Annotated in this window: 1 protein-coding gene; it reads left to right on the top strand. The window is 66.7% G+C overall.

Annotated features, from left to right (window positions below):
• On the top strand, positions 1 to 261 hold a 261-nt coding region (locus CVH10_RS21735; RefSeq protein ID WP_146143259.1), incomplete at both ends, for a response regulator.

The following is a 261-nucleotide window of genomic DNA, read 5'->3' as shown; positions in this document are numbered from 1 at the left end:
ATCCTTTCCGACTTCGAACTGCCCGGCTTCTCGGGCGGCCAGGCGCTCGACCTGGCGCGGGGAGCGGCGCCGGATGTGCCTTTCATCTTCGTGTCGGGCGTGATCGGGGAGGACAATGCCGTCGAATTGCTCAAGCGCGGCGCCACCGACTACGTCAGCAAGAGTCGTCTGTCGCGCTTGCCTGTGGTGCTCGGGCGGGCGCTGAAGGAAGCGTCGGACCGCCGAACCCTCAACCAGGCGCAAAGGCATCTGGTCGCTGCG

This window comes from Halomonas sp. ND22Bw, assembly GCF_003011945.1.
In the GTDB taxonomy this organism is placed as follows: Bacteria; Pseudomonadota; Gammaproteobacteria; order Pseudomonadales; family Halomonadaceae; genus Halomonas; species Halomonas halophila.
This window is presented reverse-complemented; position numbering and strand designations above follow the sequence as displayed.